Origin of the sequence: Advenella incenata (genome assembly GCF_004217095.1) — a bacterium.
Classification (GTDB): Bacteria; Pseudomonadota; Gammaproteobacteria; order Burkholderiales; family Burkholderiaceae_B; genus Advenella; species Advenella incenata.
Genome location: NZ_SHKO01000001.1, coordinates 1,336,625 through 1,352,726, shown reverse-complemented (window position 1 = coordinate 1,352,726; position 16,102 = coordinate 1,336,625). Strand labels below are relative to the sequence as shown.

Sequence of the window (16,102 nt, the reverse complement as noted above, 5' to 3'; positions counted from 1 at the left end):
TTATAAAAAAAGCTGCAGGATTATAACCGACCGAAACTGGCATAGCGCTGACTGAATGAATCAAGCTACCAATCAGGCAACTATTTACAAGTGAAAGCCAGTTTGTTTTCCGCTAGCAATGCAAAAATCATCAAGTGCCATACGACTCAATTTCTGTACTCAGCTGAAACTTACCTTACAAGAGGCAACAGACAATGACACCTGTCATCTACTATCATGTGGGCAAAGTAAATACACTAGGGGATTACAAATGAAAAAAATGCTAGTCGTTGTCGGGATGCTGATGATCTTTCTCTCGGGCTGCGTGGTGCATGACCGCCACTCGGGATATCGCGATGGTTATCGGCACAAGGGACCGAAATACGAACGCAAGTACGATCATCATAAAAAGTACAAAAGCAACCGTTCCTATCATCGCAGCCGCTCCTGTTCTCCTGGCCAAGCCAAAAAAGGCCGCTGCTAAGCAGTAATGTACGTTTAAAAACCCGTCTGGCAAACCGCCCCGAAAATTTGGACGCTGGTCAAAATCTTGGGGCGTATCTCATTGGCGGGCTTTATTTTTTTCCGGCAACGTGCGTCCGGCAGTTGCCTGTCGCCGGGGCTAGACCGAGCATGCGCGCAACGCCGCTATGTCGCCCGATGTGATGATCGATAAATGACGTGTTATTTTTTCTGCAGGCCAGTCCCACCAGGCGACGGCCTGCAGCACGGCGATCTCGTCAGGCCGGTAACGTTGCTTGATCGGTTTGCCCGGATTGCCGCCGACAATCGTATAGGCAGGCACATCGGCGACAACAACCGCGCTTGCTGACACGATGGCGCCATTGCCGATATTCACGCCGGGCATGATCAGCGCGTCATAACCTATCCAGACGTCATTGCCGATTACAGTATCCCCCTTGTAGGGAAGCTCGTTTAACGTCGGCATAACGCACTCCCAACCATTGCCGAAGATCTGAAACGGATACGTAGAGATGCCCGATAGCTTATGATTTGCACCATTCATAATGAATCTGGCACCACGTGCGATCGCACAGAACTTGCCAATGATCAGCTTATCTCCGATAAATGGATAGTGATACAGCACATTGCGCTCGAAATTTTCCGAGCCATCTGGATCATCGTAATAGGTGTAGTCGCCAACGATAATGTTCGGATTTTTCACCGTATTCTTGATAAAACACACTTGAGCAAAGCCATCCATTGGATGTTGGTTTTTCGGGTCTGGTCCGTGCATCATTGCCTCATCATTGAACGATAAAAGAATATGGATCATTCGATCCGCCAATCAAATTTAAAGCCCGCTTCCGAATGGTAGCATGCTAGTTTGGACGTTCAGTTCGTCTTGTGAAGACTGCTTATGAACGCGCCCTGCTCTTTTTTTCGCCCTGTTCTACTCCCTGTTCTACTGGCACTTTTTCGATAACCGTATGGTTATCAATGCTCCAGAACAGACTGTACCGACGCAGGTCAAGCGGCGCGATAACCTGTGGTTATTGACAAGTGACGCAATTGAAAGTGATCCTAGAAATGGGGTTTGGCAGATATTAAGGACCGGCGCCAGCAAGCCCTGATGAAAAGAAACAGCACTATCGCAAACACTGATAGGTTTTACGCGAATAGCGCAAACGCTAATTGATTTCCGATAGGACATTTTCATAGAATGATCTTAGCCAATACGATTGGAGATCATTATGAAACGCATCTTTGCTGCATTGGCTTTGCTATTGACGCTAGCAAACTCGCAAGCGCAGCAGCCTGGCGTATGGCCAGCGCAGCCAGCATTTCCTAAAGTCATTCCGCCTATACCGATTACCGGCATTCTTGGCGTATTCTGCCCCAAAGAGGCATTCTTGAATCACCTGTAAATTGCAGAAGGGTGAAATGTCGCAACGGCGCTGCCTTGCGACAGCGGCGCTCGTTTCAGCAACAGGCCCGTGCCTTCTGGCTTACAAACTAACCGAGCCATGAAAATCAATACGTGGGCGGCTCGGCTGTCAAACCCGGAATCGGCAGCATCCAACATTGCGACTCCCTCAAACCACGCGCCAAACCCTTTTTATCTGGAACCGGGTAACACCTGGTTCCAGAAAGTTGCGCCGTCAACAAGCAGAAACCGGGCACGAGTACTCCCGGGCAACGCCCAGGTATTACTTCATGCTCAGAAAATCCACGGCAAGATTCGACATGGCGCGCACGCCAGTAATCATGGCCGACTCATCCACATAGAAATGCGGCGAGTGATTCGGGGCGGCCTTGCTCAGGTCCTTGCCTTTGGGCGTGACGCCAAGGTAGAAGAACATGCCCGGCGCTTTCTGCTGATAAAACGAGAAATCTTCCGACGCGCTGGATTTGGGCTGCAGATCATAATTGCCCTCGCCAGCAACCCGACGCAAAGTGGGCCCCATTTTTTCGGTAAATTCAGGAGGATTAACCACGGCGTTATACAGTTCCACAACCTTGACCTTGGCGCTGGCATTGGCGCTGGTGGCGATCGATTCGGCAGTATGTTTAATCCGCTGGTGAATGTCTTTTTTCATTCCTTCATCATACGTGCGCACGGTACCCGTCATGGCGGCGTCCTCTGGAACAATATTCATCCGATTGCCGGCGTGAAACGTTCCTACCGTAATGACCGCCGGCTCCAGTGCAAGATTGGACTGGCGACTGATAATGGTTTGCAGTCCCATGACAATTTGCGAACCCACTACAATCGGGTCCACGCCCTGCCAGGGCCGCGCGCCATGCGTCTGCCTGCCCTTGACATCAACCCAGAACTGATCGGCGGCCGCCATGGCGGGACCGCTGCGCCAATACAATTTTCCTGCCTCATAAGAACTGGACACATGCAAACCAAAAACAGCGTCCACTTTGGGATTGTCCATCACGCCTTCAGCGATCATTTGTTTGGCGCCCCAGGTATTGGTGCCATCAGGCTCAAAATCGGCCGGGGTTTCTTCAGCCGGCTGAAAAATAAACTTGACCGTGCCAGGCAGCTCGTCCTTCATGCTGGCCAATACTTCTGCAGTGGCCATCAGCATGGCCGTATGCGTATCGTGACCGCAGGCATGCATGACATCGACCGGCTTGCCCAGGAAAGTGCCGGTGGCCTTGGAAGCAAACGGTACGTCAACCTGCTCCTTCACAGGCAAGGCATCCATATCGGCGCGCAGGGCCACCACCGGTCCCGGCTTGCCTCCTTTTAGCACACCCACCACACCAGTGACGGCAACGCCTGTTTTGACATCCATGCCCAGGCTGCGCAGATGGTCTGCGACCAGCTTGGCTGTACGCTTTTCCTGGTTACCCAGTTCCGGATGTTCATGAATATCACGGCGCCACGCAATCAACTTGCTTTCAATTTCCCTGGCCTTGCTATCTATCTTCGCGCTCAGGGCCGAAGGCGGCGCCACTTTCTGGGCGTCCGAGCCAGCGGCCACGGCGGCGGCCGCGCCTGGCAATAACGGGGAGCCAAGACACAATGCGGCGGCAATGCTCAGGCGAAGCTGTTTGTACTTTTTCGTTGACGATATATTCATGAGTACTCCTCTTTCTATTTGCGACTAAAAACGTTTGTTGTTGATTGTATTAGTGCAAATATTATCACCCAGGGCAGCGCAAACGGAACGTTTCATTGCATTTGTGCTATTTGTGTGGCTATCACAAGTCGCCGGCGACACAGGTGCACTTGACGCGCGATCCATGAGGTTCGGAAAGATCCGGGACAAAAGTCAGGACTGCGCAAATTGATTGATATACAGTTTTGCTGCTCCTTGTGATTTAACGCTGTTATCTGGAATTAAATTTGGTCGACTGCACCTTGATATCGGCTCATTCGGTGCGGATCATTTTTTTAAAAATGCTTTGCGCTTCGCCCGCTTTTTGTCTTAATATGCGATGATCCTCGGTTCATATACCTGCATCCGTATTCTTGCTGAATACTTTGATATCGCGAAATAATGTACGTAGTGCGCAAGCATCTCCCCTGCAAAGGCATCTCGGTCTGGCAATTCTTGTTATGCTTGGCCGTGCTTGCGTTCGTGTGCAGATCGGTGATCCCCAGCGGCTATATGCCTGTATTGTCGGGCGACAACGGTAGGACGATTGTTCTGACGCTTTGCAATGCGGATGGTGGCAATGAAACGCTGCAGCTGAGCATTCCCAAGCAAACTCAGGACTCCCCAGTTCAGGAGCATGCCAGCCAGGAATGTCCATTCGGCCTGGTCATCTCCCAGGGCATATTGCCCATCCTAGATTCACCGGCAATGCCGGTAACCGTATGGCAACAGCGCCTAACGCCCTTTATTGAGCACAACCAGGCCTTGCCGCCACTGCCGGCACACGGTCCGCCGCTGGGATCACGCGCGCCCCCTTCTCACCTCGGCTGATATTTCACTGGTGATCGCGGTATCTGCGATCGCCATCCCGTGATTCTCATCTCCCGAGGTTTTTTCATGCCTATTTTTCCTGCTCACACGCGGGCTGCCCCTGTTGCAGCCTTGCGTGCACCGGTGGCATCACCTTCTTCGCATCTATTTTCACGAAGGAGGCCCCATGCTGCCATTCAATAGATTTCTGCGCATTATCGCGGTCCTGGTCGGCTGCGTCATCCTGTACGGCTGCTCACGCCCTGCGACATTGGCCAACATACATGGGCGCGATCTGACCGGCGCCAAATTTGGCCGAGACTTTTCACTGAACGGCACCGATGGCGCTCGCCATACGCTATCGGATTTCAGCGGTAAGGTTGTTTTGGTATTTTTCGGATTCACCCAGTGTCCGGACATATGCCCCACCGCGCTATTGCGCGCGGCAAATGTCAAAAAAATGCTTGGCAAGGACGGTCAGCGCCTGCAGGTATTGTTTATTACCGTGGACCCGGAAAGGGACAGTGCGCAATTGCTTGGCAATTATGTGAGCGCCTTTGATCCCACGTTCCTTGGACTGTACGGCTCGTTGCAAGAGACCCAGCAGACCGCTAAAGAATTCAAGGTCTACTACAAAAAAGTGCCCACCGGATCGTCCTACACCATGGATCACTCTGCACTGAGCTACCTGTATGACACCACCGGCCGCCTTCGGATCGCCCTTTCACATACCCAGCCCGACGAGGAGTATGTACAGGATATTCGCAAGATATTGGCCCTTGATTAATTATTTCGGAGAATGTTATGTCTATATTTATCAATGCATTGGTTGCCCTGCTGTCCACGTTTATTGTTGCATCGACAGCTTATGCGCAAGTAAGCGTGGACGATCCCTGGGTGCGCGCCACCGTCCCACAACAGACTACCACTGGCGCGTTCATGCGGTTAACCGCCCAATCAGACACCAAGCTGGTGAGTGCTGCTTCACCAGTCGCCGATCATGTTGAGCTGCACAAGATGACGATGGAAAACGACATCATGAAAATGCGTCAAATTCCGGAACTTGCAATAGTTGCAGGTCAACCGGTCGCCCTTGAACCAGGCGGATATCACATCATGTTGATCAATCTCAACAAACAAATCAGCGAAGGAAACGTTATCCCTATGACGCTGACCTTCGAAGACAAGGACGGCAATCATACGCAAATGAAGATCCAGGCCACTGCCCGATCCCTGCATGGCGGTCACAGCAAACATCACCAGTAAGAGCACATCGTTATGTCACACTCAGCACCCATATCAACAAAGGCAGCAGCGATCAACTTTCTGCGCAGGATCCATTTTTATATCGGCCTTTTTATTGCACCTTTCATATTCGTAGCGGCATTGACAGGAACGCTTTATGTATTGACGCCACAACTTGAAAATGCCATTTATGCAGATGCTCTTTATGTCAATCCGCAAGGTGCCGCCAGGCCGCTCTCTGAGCAAATTGAAGCCGCACAACACCATGCTGGCCAGCAGGCGAAAATCTATGCAGTCAGGCCCGCACCCGAGGCGCGCTATACGACACGCGTGCAATTTGCCGATGCCAGTTATGGGGCGTCGGAGTCCAGAGCCATTTTTGTCGATCCCTATACCCTTCAGATAAAAGGCGACATGATGGTCTATGGCACCAGCGGTGTGCTGCCGATTCGCTTATGGCTGGACAAGGCGCATCGCACCCTGCTGCTGGGCGATCTGGGCAGAAACTACAGCGAACTGGCTGCCTCCTGGTTATGGGCTGCTGCATTGGGAGGACTGCTGCTTTGGTTCAGCACCCGCGCGTCGCGCAAGACGGCAAAAAAAGAAAGCACTTTCCTGAAAAATCGCCATTGGCATACAACGCTGGGCCTGGTGCTCTTTGTGGGCCTGATCTTTGTGTCGGTGACGGGCCTGACCTGGTCGCGCTGGGCAGGAGACAATATCAACCAATTGCGCGCCGACATGGGATGGCTCACGCCACAGGTCAACACCTCGCTGGCTCACGACTCGCACGCGATGCATGCAGACCCGCATGCAGAACACCATGCCGCCATGGCGGGTACAACGCAGTCGATACAAGACTGGCCACGGGTCGTTGCCGCAGCCAGAGAGGCCGGGATCCGTGCCGGCATGATAGAAATTCGCGCCCCCAATGAGCCAGGCAAAGCCTGGACGGTCACGGAAGTTGATCGCCGCTGGCCCACACAGGTTGATGCGGTTGCCGTCAACCCGCAAGACTTCAGTATCGTTGATCGGACCGAATTCAATACCTTTCCTTTGGTGGCCAAGCTGACCCGATGGGGCGTGGATGCGCATATGGGAATATTGTTCGGCCTGCCCAACCAGCTGTTGCTGATCGCTTTCGGTATCGGGCTTTGTGTGATGATCGGGCTGGGGTATCGCATGTGGTGGCTGCGCCGGCCGGTCGCTTCCAGGCCCAATCCGGCAAGAACGCTTATTGCAGCATGGATGAGCTTGCCGGTCTCGCTCAAGGCAATTTCAGTTGCGATAGCTGCGCTGTTGGGTTACGCCTTGCCCCTGATGGGCATCAGCCTGGTGGCGTTCATTGTGATCGACATTGTCCGCTGGAAATTGGGCAAAAGCAGGTCTGCGGTTATGGTGCGCAAAGGCGTTTGATCGTGCGCAAGAGGGGCAGAAAAGTCAATTTTCCAATGTTACTTGCCCGCCTTGAGGAGCAAGATGCAGAGGCGAGCGGCTCTACAAAAACGCTGAGCCATTCCCAACAATAGGAACGTGGCGGATCAACAGAGTGTTGATCCGTTCGGTATAGCCACGAATTTAATTTTTATTAATTGTAATGCGACTTATTATCATTTGCGTTCCAACAAAAACTAGTATATTATTTTTAAATGTAACCATTGGTTATTTTTCTTAGGCATTTCATAAGGAAACACCATGAGCCACACTAAATTGGATAAACAAACAACGAATTTCGAAATAGCAGTTTCACAGATCATCAACAATTTCCATCATAAAGATATTGACCTGATAGAGCTTAATGCGTGCACTGACTCGTTCTGGTGTCACATTCCGAATCGCCCTCGCCCTACGCCACCATTAAGAATGATCTCTTTCGAAGAGTTAATCCAACACTAATTATATCTGCGCGCTCTCTATGAGATGCGCAGTCATTATTTATGTATGTACAGAGCGGTTAGGATAAAGACATGCTTTTACAAACAGACCTAGATACACAAGTTCGAAATATTATGGGGATGATTGCCCTTTCAGATTTAGATCTCGCACGAAATACAAATGACTTCTTAACTTTAGGGAAGGCTTACCGAAATATTATTTCGTCCCTACAACAGCGTCCGACATCCGATCAAATCTCTACAAACATTATCTTCGGTTTCGAAGAGTCACGGAAATTCAGCTCGTACCTCACAAAGGACGCATTGTCATTATTGGACGACAAAAAACAGAACAATGTTATCGAAGACACATTGGACTTTGAAGCCGAAGAGAAAGCGGTATTAATTGATAAGGCTTTAAATTTACTAAATATATTAGATTACGAATATAGCCAACTTTTTAAGACTTTAGTGACCGATATTTTTATCATGCCCTCAGGCTGCGCTCGCGGCGGCACCACCTCTGCTGCGGTAGGTATTATTTGGGCAAATCCGAGGTGCTATTACAAAGTAGCCGAAGTACTCGAGTTTTTGATTCATGAGATGACTCACAATGCATTATTTATAGATGAGCAATTTCATCAACATTACAACTATGACGAAATTCTAAAAAAAAACAATTGGGCCATATCGGCGATTCTAAAAACTCCCCGACCTTTAGATAAAGTAATACACAGCATTATTGTTGCAACAGAAGTTGTACTCTTTAGAGATAAACTTCTGGGGCATCCGGAAAGGCCGTTAGTTCATCCTCCCACAAATATGTTGATAGATCAGGCACTCATATCAATTGATTCAGTTAAAACAATCATATCTACCAGCAATTTCAAAGCGCTGATCAGTCCTCGAGTCAATTATCTGCTTCAAAATGCAGAAGAAAAGTTATCGAAAATCAAACGATTGAATTAAGAAAATATCTATGAAAAACATCCTTTTCAATAGACATGCCGCTTTGTCGTTAGGCTTGGTCGTTATACATCAGTCTCTCATTGCATTATCAGCTTTGTTCCTTACACAGTTAATAACTGCATATCAAACCAGCGAGCCTTTTTCCGCAAGCTTGTTTTGGTACCTATTCTGCATGATCACGCCATTTCTGCCCGGCTGCCTGTCACTTGTCGAGATGCAAAAGTGGGTAAATGGTGTTCATAAAAATTTTATCGAGTTGGTGCGGAAAAAGTGCTTCTCACGACCAGATATCTATACCAATATCAAGCTGAGAAACTCGATCGAATCAGCCATTTCCCGCAACTCTTTTCCCATTCTTAGCGGATTTATTGCTTTTATACAAGGTTCCCTGACCTTCCTGTTAAATAGTGGCTTAAGCCTGATCGTCATCGGCATCATTCTGCCCAACGAGCTGATTTTTGGCTATTTATTAAGTGTTGTCATCAGTATCGTTTCTATTGCTTTCCTGCATAGACCCATTGCTCGCGAAACAAAAAAAGTCGAACAAACCTTTGCCGACTACGGCTCCGACTTAGCAAGAGTCTGGAGCAATACAATTCTTGGGAATGTGCAAAACTTTGATAGTTGGAGTAATCAGGTAACGAAGACAGGCGATAGGTATTACAAACAATCGTTGAGGCAAACCAAGCTTCAACAAACTGGCAACCTGGTTTTAGGTATCTTTACATTGCTGCCAACTGCTTATTTGATTTATTCAACTTTGGTTAGCGGTACATTGGACCCTGCGGTAGCCGCCGCAATTATAGTGAACCTGACCAGAGTATTTCATATACTCAACTCACTGGGCACCCTGGTTTACCAATTGCTGGATTGGTCCTCTGTTAAGGCAAGTTATCAATTTCTTTACGATATCGTACGAGACTTGGAGAGGGATGGCCACATTGCAAATGCACCGGTCAGGCCCATTAAGCTCAATGACACCGAAATTGCGGGCTACGCCGAAGTGGCAACACAATTAGCAGCGACAAATTGCGGGCGGTTCACATTAAGAGGAGAAAACGGTTCCGGAAAATCCACCTTGCTTTTATATTTGAAGAAACACTTCACCAAGGATGCATTCTACCTGCCGGCATCCATGAATACGCTGGTATGGAACGTTGACACCGCACCTTTATCTACCGGCCAGAGCATGCTAACGGTTCTACATGAAATTACCGCATATCCAGATATTAAATATTTTTTACTGGACGAATGGGATGCGAATTTAGATAAAGATAACACAGCAAAAATTCATGAACTTCTGGATGAATTGAGCAAAAAAGCGGTTGTACTGGAAGTTCGACACTAAGCCACAGTCCAGCAGCTACGCCGCGTTCTTGCAGGTTCTTGCGCCAAACTAAAAAACACCGATATTATTAAACTGCCTGAGCGTTCTTCAGTAGCTCGGCCTGCCTGGTCAGCGCTCAAAGGCGTGCCTTCTTTCAAAGAAAATGATTTTGTTTGGCGCTACGTGTCACCCTTACCGGAACCGATTTATAAGATGGTGTTCCGCTATCCTGATCAAAATAATCCAATGGTACGAGCACATTGGCTTCGGGATAATAGGCGCCGACCGAACCGGGTGCAATGTCGTAGGCAATCACGGTAATGCCGGTCATGCTGAGCTTTCTTTCCGAAACGACGGTTTCAATATCGACAAGATCACCATGTTCCAGGCCTTGCTTATCCAGATCAATGTCATTCATGAACAACACATCTCTGCGCCCAAACACCCCTCTGTAGCGGTCATCCAGCGCATATACGGTCGTGTTATATTGGTCATGGCTACGCAGCGTGATAAGACGCAGTACATCATCACCCTCTACGTTGGCGTCCTCGCTGACGCCTTTGAATACAGAAAACATCGCCTTGCCTGTTTCTGTTGGCCATTTACGCTCTGTAGGCGGCAATGGCATGCGAAATCCGCCGGGAATTCTGATTCGCTTATTGTAGTTGTCAAAACCGGGAATGGTTTTCTCGATCAAATCACGAATGGCATCGTAGTTGCTTACCAGGTCCTGCCACGGGACCTTGCTTTGCGGCAACGTGGCCATGGCCATGCCCGCGACAATGGCCGGCTCAGATTTGAGAAATTCAGAGGCCGGTTTTAACTTGCCCGATGAGGCATGCACCATGGACATGGAATCCTCTACTGTTACGGACTGTCGCTCGCCTGCCTGAATATCAAGTTCAGTACGACCCAGGCATGGAAGTATCAGCGTTTCCCTGGCCACAAGCAGATGCGAGCGATTCAGTTTTGTACCGATGTGTACGCTCAAGTCCAGCTGCTTCATTGCCTGAAACGACTGCTCGGGATCAGGCAATGCAACAGCGAAATTTCCACCCAGACAAATCAGTGCTTTTGATTTTCCCTCAATCATTGCCTGCATTGCTCTTACCGAATCATGCCCATGCTCTTGAGGAGGCGCAAATCCGAATACCGCTTCAATATTCTGCAGAAACTGGCTTGACGGCTTTTCGGTGATGCCGACAGTGCGATTGCCCTGTACATTGGAATGTCCACGCAACGGGCAAATGCCTGCCCCCGGTTTGCCAAAATTGCCGCGCATCAGAAGCAAATCGGCAATCAAACGAACATTCGCCGTACCTTTATTGTGCTGTGTAATGCCCATGCCATAGGAGACGATCGTGGCCCGGGATTTGGCATAGGCGGCTGCCACTTGCTCCAGGTCGGCACGCGGCAAACCGCTCTCTTTCTCTATCCTTTCCCAGGACGTGCCACGCAGATCGTCAGAGAACTGAGCAAATCCTTGTGTGTGCTCTGCTATAAAGTCGTGATCAATGACATCCTGATCTGTCTCATCCAATGCCAACAGCGCTTTCATGATGCCTTTGAGCGCCGCGGTGTCTCCACCTGATTTCACCTGATAATACGATGACGCAATTCTGGTCGAACTGTAGGTTGCCATCTCGACCACGTTCTGGGGATCGGTAAAGCGCTCCAGCGCTCTTTCTTTCAATGGATTCAGAACGATAATGGGTACGCCCCGCCGTGAAGCCTCATGCAGCGTGCCCATCATCCTCGGGTGATTAGTGCCGGGATTATGTCCAATTGAGATAATCAGTTCCGTATCGTCGAAATCGTCCAGCGATACTGTCCCTTTGCCTATTCCGATTGAGCGTGGCAATCCCACGCTGGTCGCTTCATGGCACATATTGGAGCAGTCTGGAAAATTGTTCGTCCCAAATTCACGGGCATAAAGCTGAAAAAGATAGGCTGCTTCGTTGGACGCCCGGCCAGAGGTATAGAACTCTACCTGGTTCGGCGACAGTCCCTGCAGAACCGTACCGATACGCTCAAACGCAGCATCCCAGCTTACTGGGCGCAATGTGTCCGTTTCACGATCATAGGATAACGGCTGCGTCAGGCGACCATAATTTTCCAATTCATAATCGGTTTTTTTCAACAGCGAGGTCACCGTATTCTGTGCCAGAAAATCTGCAGTAACGCGTTTTTTCGTTGCCTCCCAGGTCACCGCTTTTGCGCCATTCTCGCAAAACTGAAACGTGGAGCGATGCTCTTTGTCAGGCCAGGCACAGCCGGGGCAATCAAAGCCCATTGGCTGGTTAGTGCGCATCAGCGTGACGGGCGCTTCCATCATATCCATTTGCGTTCGGACAGCGACAGCGGTTGCCTTGAGCGCCCCCCAGCCGCCAGCTGGCGCATCGTAGGGGCGTATGCCCGGTACCTCACGTCTTTTCGTAGTCATAGGACCTCCTGCACAACGGTGAGCAACGCAAATGAAAACTGATTAAACCGATGAAGCCTGCACGCTTTCTGCTTCGACCGGCTTGCATGAAGCAAGCGACTCAAGCAGCGTAGCGGATGGAACAAAAAACAGCGTACCGGTAACGGCGCGGCTAAAATCGAGTAACCGATCGTAGTTACCGGCAGGCCGTCCGACAAACATATTTTCCAGCATGGTTTCGATGATACTCGGCGTACGCGCATAGCCAACAAAGTAAGTGCCAAACTCACCCATGCCCGGCCTGCCAAAAGGCATGTTGTCTCTGATGATCTTCAATTCGCGTCCGTTTTCTTCCACGGTCGTCAGTGCGCTGTGGGAATTGGTCGGTTTGACATCGTCGTCAAGCTCAATATTGGCAAATTTGCTGCGGCCAATGACCTTTTCCTGCTGCTCGACGGTAAGCGCATTCCAGGCGTTCATATCGTGCAGGTATTTTTGCACCAGTACGTAGCTGCCACCAGCAAACGTTTGATCCTCGTCCCCGATAACAGTGTAGTCTTCGGCCTCTCGGCCTGTGGGGTTTTCAGTGCCATCGACAAAGCCGATGATGGCGCGCTGATCGAAGTACCGGAATCCGTGAACTTCGTCGATCACCGTCACGGCATCGCCAAGTTTTGAAATCAATTGAGTAGCAAGCTCGAAACACATATCCATTTCGTCGGCGCGAATATGCAGTAGCAGATCTCCAGGCGTGGACACGGCGATCCGCTCTCCCGACCCGATAGCCTTAAAAGGATGCAATTGCATTGGCCGCGGCTGGCCAAACAGCCGATCCCATGCCTCGGAGCCGAATCCGCAAACACAGCTTAACCCGCTTGCCGGAAAGCGTGTACCCACTGAACGCACCAGGCCCTCGACATCTTCGCACCAGGCGCGCACCGTCTCAAGATGCTCGCTGTCTTGAGCTATGGTTGCAACGATGAATATTGCGTTGCGGGTGACCGGATTGGACACAGCCTGGGGTTCATTGATAGAAGTATTCATATGTTCCTGATGTACGGGCAAAGGATAGATTGATAACGGCAACAGCGCTCTGAGTACGGGTGGATTGCGCAACAGGAAAGCGTTCGTGTCAAAAGCACGACAACGTCCATCCTGAGAACCCGCTGCTGCTGGCTATTACGTCACAACATTGTCTTGATTTTACGTTTTATCGTGATAATAAGTCGCGAAAAAATTTGCGCCCTCGCAAATTCATGGACTGAGCCGATCCTATGCAGGTAGGCAACCCGATAAATGAGGCGAGCACGGAATGACAACAGCAAAGGCCTATGGGTAAGGGATGCGGCATGTTGATCTGATCGATTGCAGCATGTGAAGCAGTTTCTCACCAGCGACGCATTAGTGACAAAACACAGCTCAAACAGGCCGGTTTCAGTGCCAATCCAGATTTATTCATTACAGATTTACTCGGTATTTATTTTTAATATTTATTATTTATTATTTATTATCAGATATACACCAAAGCACTGGCGTTTTTGAGGCACCCATCATATTGTCTATGATCACGCCACAAACATTTATTCGCGAGCTGCCAGATGGGCAACCCCAATTGGCTGGTGCTTCAGTTTAGTCAAGAAAAAGTGCCATGCCGATCTTGTGGGATGGGCATGGTGGAAAAGTCGGGATCCGATGCAGGTATCCCGACGCATCGGATTGAAGACAAATAATGACGTTAATTAGCTGCCGACCTTGCAATCCTTGACCAGAACGTTACCAACGGTGGAGGCCTGACCCATTCCCCCCTGTCGCGCGTCCTGGGTGAGCATTTTGCCGTTGACTGAACCTACGTTTTCACGGGTGAATTTGTCGGTGGTCCAGGTATATCCATTGCCGCGGAATGTATTGCCGACCATGTCGGCGTTGCTGGTCGTGGCACGCGTCAGTTCCATCGCCTGGTTGGAATAGACGACTTTGGCGGCCAGCGGTTCCTCACCCTGGAAGGTGTACTGGACGCTTACGGGCTGAGTGTTGCCTTGACCGCAGCTATATTCGACCGTTTGTTGCGACAAATCCTTGCCGTTTTCATTTGAAGTAGAACATGCAGCCAGTCCTGCGCATAGACACAAGCCAGCGAGTGTTTTGAATTTATAGTTCATAAATGGTCCCTTTGAAAATCCAGGCATCACGCCTGCTCGTAAATTTTTATACCATCGCCGCTACACAGCACGTGTAAACGTTCGTGCCCAATTGAAAACATTCGTGGCTATACAGGGCGCATGCAATCGTTTGAAAAATGAATTCATATAGTCAATTGCAATTGCATGTGTGGGTAAACAACACTTTTTTCTATAAACAACACTATTGGCCTCGAAACCCAGGGCCCGGGGCTGCGGTCCATGAGCAAACAGACAATGTGGAACGCGCGAGCGCCTTTACCGTTGCCAGACAAATTATTTCAAACGAGCTTGAACAAGCCATGGAATGTTCGCTGAAAAGACGGGAGGCGCTTAGCGATGCACTGGCGCGCCTGGCCTGCGTCCCCACCGCCATTGCGCAGGCGGATCAATTTACCTTCCCCGATCCTTATTTCAATTATGATATTATGTCGAATATAACTATATGACTAATAGATATAAAGAACAGAACCAACCGTTCAGGGAGACAATAATGAAAGAACTGACTAATGCAGGTCGTCGTCAGATGCTGATATCAACAGGCAGCATCGCTGCGATGGCAGGGCTGGCTGGCGTAGCACGCGCCGATCTGGGCAAGCCGGACCCGGGCGCTGGCGGCTCGGCCGCCAAGCCTTTGCCCGCCTACGCTAGCTGGAAAGATGCCGACAGCATGATCGTCCATAGCGCGAACACGATTGAAACCCGGCGAATGGCTTTTGGAAACGGCGTCATTACGCCAACTAATCGCCTGTTTGTCCGCAATAACGTGGCGCCGCCGACTGACGCCAACATGGTAAAAGAGCCCGAGAGCTGGACGCTTGAGGTCAGTGGCGTTGCCAAGCCACGCAGCTTCACCGTGGCCGAGCTTAAAACCCTGGGCTTGGCCGCCGTACCCATGGTCCTGCAGTGTTCAGGCAACGGTCGGGCCTGGTTTCCACATAAACCCAGCGGCACGCAATGGACCGTGGGCGCCGCCGGCTGCGTTATTTTTACCGGCGTGCCAGTCAAGGCGCTGTTGGAAGCCGTTGGGGGCATGACAGAAGGCATGGTCTACATGACCAGCACGGGCGGCGAACCCATTCCGCAAGGCCTGGATCCCAATACCATCCGGGTCGAGCGCTCGGTGCCGATTTCAGCCATGGAAGACGCTATCCTGGCATGGGAGATCAACGGCGAGGCCTTGCCGCTGGCGCATGGCGGCCCCTTGCGCATCATCGTGCCGGGCTATACCGGCGTGAACTCCATCAAGTACATCAAGCACCTGTCATTCACCAAAGAGCAATCGCCGGCCAAAATACAGCAAACCAGCTATCGATGGTCGCCGGTAGGCGAGAAATCCAGTGCCAGCCACGATTCCATTTGGGAACTGCCGGTCAAGTCCTGGATCAACTATCCGTCTGACCCGGAGCAAACCGTTGCGGCCGGGCGTGTGCAGATCAGTGGCATTGCCATGGGCGGGATGACCGCGGCCAAGTCTATCGAAGTCTCCGTCAATGGCGGCAAAGACTGGAAAAAAGCCGAGTTCGTCGGACCGGACCTGGGCAGGTATGCGTGGCGTGAATTCGTCTTTAGCGCTGACCTGGCTGCGGGTACCCACGAGCTGGCCTGCCGGGCCACCAACGAGGCTGGCGATACCCAGCCCGAAGCACGCCGTGAAAATAATCGCGGTTATATCAACAATAGCTGGCGCGACCACATGGTGGCGGTCAAAGTCGCCTAAG

General features: G+C 50.6%; 15 protein-coding genes. 10 read left to right on the top strand and 5 right to left on the bottom strand.

Features of this window, described 5'->3' with window-relative positions:
* Positions 1 to 250 precede the first annotated feature (250 nt).
* Positions 251 to 463, top strand: a complete 213-nt coding sequence (locus tag EV681_RS06125) for a hypothetical protein (RefSeq protein ID WP_128395196.1) — start codon at positions 251 to 253, stop codon at positions 461 to 463.
* 138 nt (positions 464 to 601) lie between these two features.
* Here EV681_RS06125 and EV681_RS06120 read toward each other — a convergent pair whose 3' ends face one another.
* Entirely contained in the window at positions 602 to 1,240 is a 639-nt protein-coding gene (locus tag EV681_RS06120; RefSeq protein WP_423191198.1) for a Vat family streptogramin A O-acetyltransferase, read from the bottom strand.
* Between the two features lie 454 nt (positions 1,241 to 1,694).
* Here EV681_RS06120 and EV681_RS22485 point away from each other — a divergent pair, with 454 nt between their 5' ends.
* Entirely contained in the window at positions 1,695 to 1,868 is a 174-nt protein-coding gene (locus EV681_RS22485) for a hypothetical protein (protein ID WP_165392958.1), read from the top strand.
* A 282-nt stretch (positions 1,869 to 2,150) separates the two neighbouring features.
* Here EV681_RS22485 and EV681_RS06115 read toward each other — a convergent pair whose 3' ends face one another.
* Positions 2,151 to 3,539 carry an amidohydrolase gene (locus EV681_RS06115; protein WP_128395195.1) on the bottom strand — a complete coding sequence of 463 codons (1,389 nt, stop codon included), beginning with the start codon at positions 3,537 to 3,539 and terminating at the stop codon, positions 2,151 to 2,153.
* 420 nt (positions 3,540 to 3,959) lie between these two features.
* Here EV681_RS06115 and EV681_RS06110 point away from each other — a divergent pair, with 420 nt between their 5' ends.
* From EV681_RS06110 to EV681_RS06085, 6 genes are all read left to right on the top strand, one after another.
* Positions 3,960 to 4,388, top strand: a complete 429-nt coding sequence (locus EV681_RS06110; RefSeq protein WP_130303520.1) for a DUF2946 family protein — start codon at positions 3,960 to 3,962, stop codon at positions 4,386 to 4,388.
* Positions 4,389 to 4,554: 166 nt separating this feature from the next.
* Positions 4,555 to 5,154 (top strand): SCO family protein, encoded by a 600-nt coding sequence (locus tag EV681_RS06105; RefSeq protein ID WP_130303519.1) that lies wholly within the window; start codon positions 4,555 to 4,557, stop codon positions 5,152 to 5,154.
* Between the two features lie 17 nt (positions 5,155 to 5,171).
* Complete coding sequence (locus EV681_RS06100; RefSeq protein WP_130303518.1) at positions 5,172 to 5,633, top strand: copper chaperone PCu(A)C; 462 nt, start codon at positions 5,172 to 5,174, stop codon at positions 5,631 to 5,633.
* A 12-nt stretch (positions 5,634 to 5,645) separates the two neighbouring features.
* Positions 5,646 to 7,028 (top strand): PepSY-associated TM helix domain-containing protein, encoded by a 1,383-nt coding sequence (locus EV681_RS06095; RefSeq protein ID WP_242612150.1) that lies wholly within the window; start codon positions 5,646 to 5,648, stop codon positions 7,026 to 7,028.
* Positions 7,029 to 7,579: 551 nt separating this feature from the next.
* The gene (locus EV681_RS06090) at positions 7,580 to 8,455 is read left to right on the top strand and encodes an aKG-HExxH-type peptide beta-hydroxylase (RefSeq protein ID WP_130303517.1); all 876 of its coding nucleotides are present in this window, start codon (positions 7,580 to 7,582) and stop codon (positions 8,453 to 8,455) included.
* A gap of 10 nt (positions 8,456 to 8,465) precedes the next feature.
* Positions 8,466 to 9,803 carry a hypothetical protein gene (locus EV681_RS06085; RefSeq protein ID WP_128395190.1) on the top strand — a complete coding sequence of 446 codons (1,338 nt, stop codon included), beginning with the start codon at positions 8,466 to 8,468 and terminating at the stop codon, positions 9,801 to 9,803.
* Positions 9,804 to 9,936: 133 nt separating this feature from the next.
* Here EV681_RS06085 and EV681_RS06080 read toward each other — a convergent pair whose 3' ends face one another.
* The 3 genes from EV681_RS06080 to EV681_RS06070 all read right to left on the bottom strand — a co-directional run bounded on the left by EV681_RS06080 (position 9,937) and on the right by EV681_RS06070 (position 14,363).
* The gene (locus EV681_RS06080) at positions 9,937 to 12,225 is read right to left on the bottom strand and encodes an FdhF/YdeP family oxidoreductase (RefSeq protein ID WP_130303516.1); all 2,289 of its coding nucleotides are present in this window, start codon (positions 12,223 to 12,225) and stop codon (positions 9,937 to 9,939) included.
* Positions 12,226 to 12,267: 42 nt separating this feature from the next.
* Positions 12,268 to 13,248 (bottom strand): Dyp-type peroxidase, encoded by a 981-nt coding sequence (locus EV681_RS06075; RefSeq protein WP_130303515.1) that lies wholly within the window; start codon positions 13,246 to 13,248, stop codon positions 12,268 to 12,270.
* 695 nt (positions 13,249 to 13,943) lie between these two features.
* Positions 13,944 to 14,363, bottom strand: a complete 420-nt coding sequence (locus EV681_RS06070; protein ID WP_130303514.1) for an ACP-like domain-containing protein — start codon at positions 14,361 to 14,363, stop codon at positions 13,944 to 13,946.
* A gap of 167 nt (positions 14,364 to 14,530) precedes the next feature.
* Here EV681_RS06070 and EV681_RS06065 point away from each other — a divergent pair, with 167 nt between their 5' ends.
* Positions 14,531 to 14,830, top strand: coding sequence for a hypothetical protein (locus tag EV681_RS06065; protein WP_165392956.1), 300 nt, complete (start codon positions 14,531 to 14,533; stop codon positions 14,828 to 14,830).
* 44 nt (positions 14,831 to 14,874) lie between these two features.
* Positions 14,875 to 16,101 carry a SorT family sulfite dehydrogenase catalytic subunit gene (gene sorT, locus EV681_RS06060; protein ID WP_130303512.1) on the top strand — a complete coding sequence of 409 codons (1,227 nt, stop codon included), beginning with the start codon at positions 14,875 to 14,877 and terminating at the stop codon, positions 16,099 to 16,101.
* Position 16,102: the final 1 nt, after the last annotated feature.

What these genes read in the sequence shown, in the direction of transcription:
- EV681_RS06125 (WP_128395196.1), top strand. Translation starts at nt 251, where the DNA reads ATGAAAAAAATGCTAGTCGTTGTCGGGATGCTGATGATCTTTCTCTCG.
- EV681_RS06080 (WP_130303516.1), bottom strand. Translation starts at nt 12,225, where the DNA reads ATGACTACGAAAAGACGTGAGGTACCGGGCATACGCCCCTACGATGCG.
- EV681_RS06090 (WP_130303517.1), top strand. Translation starts at nt 7,580, where the DNA reads ATGCTTTTACAAACAGACCTAGATACACAAGTTCGAAATATTATGGGG.
- EV681_RS06100 (WP_130303518.1), top strand. Translation starts at nt 5,172, where the DNA reads ATGTCTATATTTATCAATGCATTGGTTGCCCTGCTGTCCACGTTTATT.
- EV681_RS06070 (WP_130303514.1), bottom strand. Translation starts at nt 14,363, where the DNA reads ATGAACTATAAATTCAAAACACTCGCTGGCTTGTGTCTATGCGCAGGA.
- sorT (WP_130303512.1), top strand. Translation starts at nt 14,875, where the DNA reads ATGAAAGAACTGACTAATGCAGGTCGTCGTCAGATGCTGATATCAACA.
- EV681_RS06110 (WP_130303520.1), top strand. Translation starts at nt 3,960, where the DNA reads ATGTACGTAGTGCGCAAGCATCTCCCCTGCAAAGGCATCTCGGTCTGG.
- EV681_RS06105 (WP_130303519.1), top strand. Translation starts at nt 4,555, where the DNA reads ATGCTGCCATTCAATAGATTTCTGCGCATTATCGCGGTCCTGGTCGGC.
- EV681_RS06120 (WP_423191198.1), bottom strand. Translation starts at nt 1,240, where the DNA reads ATGATGCACGGACCAGACCCGAAAAACCAACATCCAATGGATGGCTTT.
- EV681_RS06095 (WP_242612150.1), top strand. Translation starts at nt 5,646, where the DNA reads ATGTCACACTCAGCACCCATATCAACAAAGGCAGCAGCGATCAACTTT.
- EV681_RS06085 (WP_128395190.1), top strand. Translation starts at nt 8,466, where the DNA reads ATGAAAAACATCCTTTTCAATAGACATGCCGCTTTGTCGTTAGGCTTG.
- EV681_RS06115 (WP_128395195.1), bottom strand. Translation starts at nt 3,539, where the DNA reads ATGAATATATCGTCAACGAAAAAGTACAAACAGCTTCGCCTGAGCATT.
- EV681_RS22485 (WP_165392958.1), top strand. Translation starts at nt 1,695, where the DNA reads ATGAAACGCATCTTTGCTGCATTGGCTTTGCTATTGACGCTAGCAAAC.
- EV681_RS06075 (WP_130303515.1), bottom strand. Translation starts at nt 13,248, where the DNA reads ATGAATACTTCTATCAATGAACCCCAGGCTGTGTCCAATCCGGTCACC.